This is a genomic window from Pseudomonas sp. JV245A (assembly GCF_032424515.1).
Taxonomy (GTDB): domain Bacteria; phylum Pseudomonadota; class Gammaproteobacteria; order Pseudomonadales; family Pseudomonadaceae; genus Aquipseudomonas; species Aquipseudomonas protegens.
Map to the genome: position 1 here is coordinate 1 of NZ_VYKE01000288.1, position 3347 is coordinate 3347.

Sequence of the window (3347 nt, forward strand, 5' to 3'; positions counted from 1 at the left end):
GGCCAGCCAGTATCCGGGCAAGCTGCTGGCGCAATGGGCCGTGCTCGGCCTCGACATAGGGCGGCGCGGTCTTCCAGTCGTAGAACCACACCGGCATCCGGCGCTTGCCTTCCGGCTCCGAGGCGTAGCGGGGAAAGATATGGCAATGCAACTCAGGCTCCGAGTTGCCGAGGATTTCATAGTTGATGCGCAGCGCTCCGGTGGCCTCGAGCAGCGCATCGCCGATGCGGGCCATGTCCAGCAGGTAGGTGGCCCGGGCCTGGGCATCCAGGTCGTTCAAGCTGGCCACCACCGGGTCCGGCAACAACAGGCAATAGCCCTCAAGAAACTGCACATCGCCCATCACCGCCCAGCCCGAAGCCATGCGGCAAATCACCTTGTCGTTGGCACCCTGGCGGGCCAGTTCTACACGTTGCGAAATCAGCGACATTCATAATCCTTGATGAGGGGGTTCGTCGTTTCGAAGCCATAGTGCCCGAGGCTTGTATCCAGCCGTCGAAAAACCTAGGCCACGCCGGCTGGCCAGGGCTTGCTGTCGTCCCGCTCGGGCGGGCCGTACAGCTCCTGCTCCCAGTCCTCGAACGCCGGCCGTGCCTGGTAGCCCGGATCGCAATACTGACGGATGTACTGCGCCGCCCGGTGCTCGGCGTACTTGGCATTCACCGGTACGCCCTGCTCGTCCAGCTCCAGCACATTGGCAAAAATGGCATAGGCCATCTCCAGCATGCTCGGCTCGTCCCCGAGGCAACTGCGGTAGTCGACGCCTTCCAGCAACGGATAGCCCAAGGTGCCGTTGGCGACCCAGAAACTGAAGGTTCTCAGTGCCCCGGAAAACTCCGGACTTAGCTTCTTCGGGTAAGACATGCTGATCACTTTCCTTAGGTAGCGGACCGGGGCGGATTCTCGGGTAGCCACACCGGCAAGGCAAGGCTTCGTGCAACTTGCATCCGTCGGTTTCCATGGGCACGGCAAACCCGTCACAATGTGCCCTCTCTCTACCCCTGTGCTGTGCGCCTTGTGCAACGCACTTGCCCCGCAAGGATCGCCCGATGAATTTCCTGGAAAAACTGCTCAGCGTCTTCAAAAAGCCGGCGCCACAAAAGGCCGAGCCCACCCTGCCCGCCGGCGAGCCGGCCGCCGCAGAGGAGCCCTTCGCCCAGTACCAGCCAACCCAAGCAGAGCTGGCCGGCATTGCCCTGATGGAGGCCGGTGCCGCCTGCCTCGATCGCCACTGGCAAGCGGTCGGCCACTGTGAGCAAGACGTCCTGGGCTTCGCCATCAGCCCCAGTTTCATGGGCGGCTCGCACTGGCCCTCCACGCGCCAGGCCTATCGCATCGTGCGTCGCAACAACGGCATCATTCTCGCCACCGAGGGCCTGTCCGACCCGTTCGATGGGGTCACAGGTGATGATCTGGGCAATGGTTTCGAGATGGAACTGTTCGTCGAAACCCCGGACATCCCACCCCATGCCCAGGGCGCGGTGGGTGATGTCTATCCGTTCGCCGATAGCTGGGCTTTCGAACTGCTGCGCTGCGTGGCCAACACCACGGCCGATGCCGGTGGCCTCACTGCTCGCCTGCAGCGCTACGGGGTGCTGTCCCTGGAACTGCCCGGCGTCAGCCAGTCCCGCGCCATGAGCGAGCAACTGCCAGCGCATTTCATCAGCGCCGACGACTGCGCCGGGGTACTGGTGGGCGGCCCGGCCCCGGACTTCCCGACACGCCTGGAAGACATGCCGCTGTCCCCCGTGACCCTGGTGCCGGTGGTGCTGATCACCGCCGCGGAGCTGGAGTACGTGCGCAGCGGCGGGGCCCAGGCCCGGGAAGACCTGGCCGTGCGCTTGAGCGCCGCCGGCCATGGTCATGTCAGCCATTTGCAGCGCGCCAGCCTGATCTGAACCAAGGAGCCTAGCCGTCCATGTCAGAAGCCGAGAACTACTTCCCTTTCTACCTGTTCGCTGCCCGCTTCCCGAACCAGGCAGAGGCCGAACGGTTTGCCTTCGAACAGTGGGAGCCCGAACCCGCGGCCGACGCCAGCGATGCCGAGTTCAGCGCTTGGGAAGCACGCAACCCCAGCTGGCGCCTCAAACAGGAGCTGGGGTACTACATGGACTCCGATTTCGTCGAGCTGATCGGCAGTGAAGACGGCCCGCAATACCTGGAATCGCTGATCCGCAGCGACGCCGGAAAACAGCAGCTGCGCACGCGCGTCGACTCCGGCTACAGCCATTTCATCATCGTTGGCTGCGAGTCGATTTACGGTGACCACAAATCGATCTCCGGCGGCGCCAATCAACGCCAGCCCGCAAGCACGGCAACCCTGGACTACCTTGGCGAGTTCAACGTGGAGCCCGCATGAGCGAGCTCTTGCAATCAGCGATTGCATTCAGCAGCCCGTAAGGAAGGTGGCTAGATGGACCTCGATTTTGACGATGAAGAAGCGCAGTTCAACGAGTACTACGCTGACTGCACCCCTGCCCTGTATGCCTGGCTCTATATCGCCATCGACATCCGCGACATGGGCCTGACAAAGATCGGGCTGACCACCAAGCGAACTCCGCAGCAACGGATTGCCGAAGGCAAGACCTACAATCCTTTCCTTACCCTGTTCACGGTCTATGAACTGTCCAAGTGCTCCAACGGGACTTCGCGCCGGGAGCTGTCCGACATCGAGCGTTACATCCATTCAAGATCGGTCTTTGGAGAGCCGATCAAGCACTTGGACACCGGCCGTGACTCTGAATGGTTCCCCATACATCCCGAGGAGGCAGAGGCTCAAGTCGACTGGATTCTGGCTCGCCGCGGGTTCTCGGTCGGTGGAAAGAATCTCTACAGCCACTATGAGCGAGATCAAAAATTCAACGGCATCGATGTGCAGCGAATGCGCCAGATCAAGAAAATCTTTCGTCCCAATCCACGGGATCTCCACGATCGGGCTGACAAGGCCGGCATGGACTTCCATGACTATCGTGACTACCACGCTTTCCTGCAGCAGTTTCACGCAAGGGACGCCGAGGGAAAGATCTACCTCTAGCCCGCAGGCCCTGGCGCAGCTGGCCTGAAGCAATAATCCATCAAGCCGATTCCTCTGCCCCGCACTAGATGCTAAAAAGGCCCCCAGCGTTCCCATGCCACCCTTGTCGTGCCAGCCGTACCACGAGAATCACCATGCACAGCCAATACCCCAACACACGCGCCCCGTTGCGCCCTCTGCACCTCATCACCCACCAGCCAACGGCGGTAGCAGCATGATCGAAGTCACCGAAGTCTCCATTGCCCACCTGCGCGCCGCTCTGGAATCCGGGCAGACCACCTCGGTGGAACTGGTCCAGGCCTATCTGGCGCGG

5 protein-coding genes and 1 pseudogene are annotated in these 3347 nt (G+C 62.0%); 4 read left to right on the plus strand and 2 right to left on the minus strand.

Annotated features, from left to right (window positions below):
- Together F6S12_RS30635 and F6S12_RS30640 are read right to left on the minus strand one after the other, a co-directional pair.
- The coding region (locus tag F6S12_RS30635; RefSeq protein ID WP_315869754.1) for an HIT family protein at window positions 1-430 on the minus strand (430 nt) is incomplete at its 3' end.
- 74 nt (window positions 431-504) lie between these two features.
- Complete coding sequence (locus tag F6S12_RS30640; protein ID WP_065363932.1) at window positions 505-864, minus strand: hypothetical protein; 360 nt, start codon at window positions 862-864, stop codon at window positions 505-507.
- Between the two features lie 185 nt (window positions 865-1049).
- On the opposite strand from F6S12_RS30640, the gene F6S12_RS30645 reads away from it, so the two are divergent.
- The 4 genes and pseudogenes from F6S12_RS30645 to F6S12_RS30660 form a co-directional block, all read left to right on the plus strand.
- Complete coding sequence (locus F6S12_RS30645; RefSeq protein ID WP_015635454.1) at window positions 1050-1898, plus strand: suppressor of fused domain protein; 849 nt, start codon at window positions 1050-1052, stop codon at window positions 1896-1898.
- 20 nt (window positions 1899-1918) lie between these two features.
- Entirely contained in the window at window positions 1919-2359 is a 441-nt protein-coding gene (locus tag F6S12_RS30650; RefSeq protein ID WP_315869755.1) for a hypothetical protein, read from the plus strand.
- A 54-nt stretch (window positions 2360-2413) separates the two neighbouring features.
- On the plus strand, window positions 2414-3034 hold the full coding sequence (locus tag F6S12_RS30655; RefSeq protein WP_015635452.1) for a GIY-YIG nuclease family protein: 621 nt from the start codon (window positions 2414-2416) through the stop codon (window positions 3032-3034).
- A gap of 94 nt (window positions 3035-3128) precedes the next feature.
- Window positions 3129-3347 (plus strand): annotated as a pseudogene (locus tag F6S12_RS30660) (amidase); the annotation flags it as partial.

Bases quoted from the DNA above. Each gene is read 5' to 3' on its own strand.
- F6S12_RS30640 (WP_065363932.1), bottom strand. From the start codon at position 864: ATGTCTTACCCGAAGAAGCTAAGTCCGGAGTTTTCCGGGGCACTGAGA.
- F6S12_RS30645 (WP_015635454.1), top strand. From the start codon at position 1,050: ATGAATTTCCTGGAAAAACTGCTCAGCGTCTTCAAAAAGCCGGCGCCA.
- F6S12_RS30650 (WP_315869755.1), top strand. From the start codon at position 1,919: ATGTCAGAAGCCGAGAACTACTTCCCTTTCTACCTGTTCGCTGCCCGC.
- F6S12_RS30655 (WP_015635452.1), top strand. From the start codon at position 2,414: ATGGACCTCGATTTTGACGATGAAGAAGCGCAGTTCAACGAGTACTAC.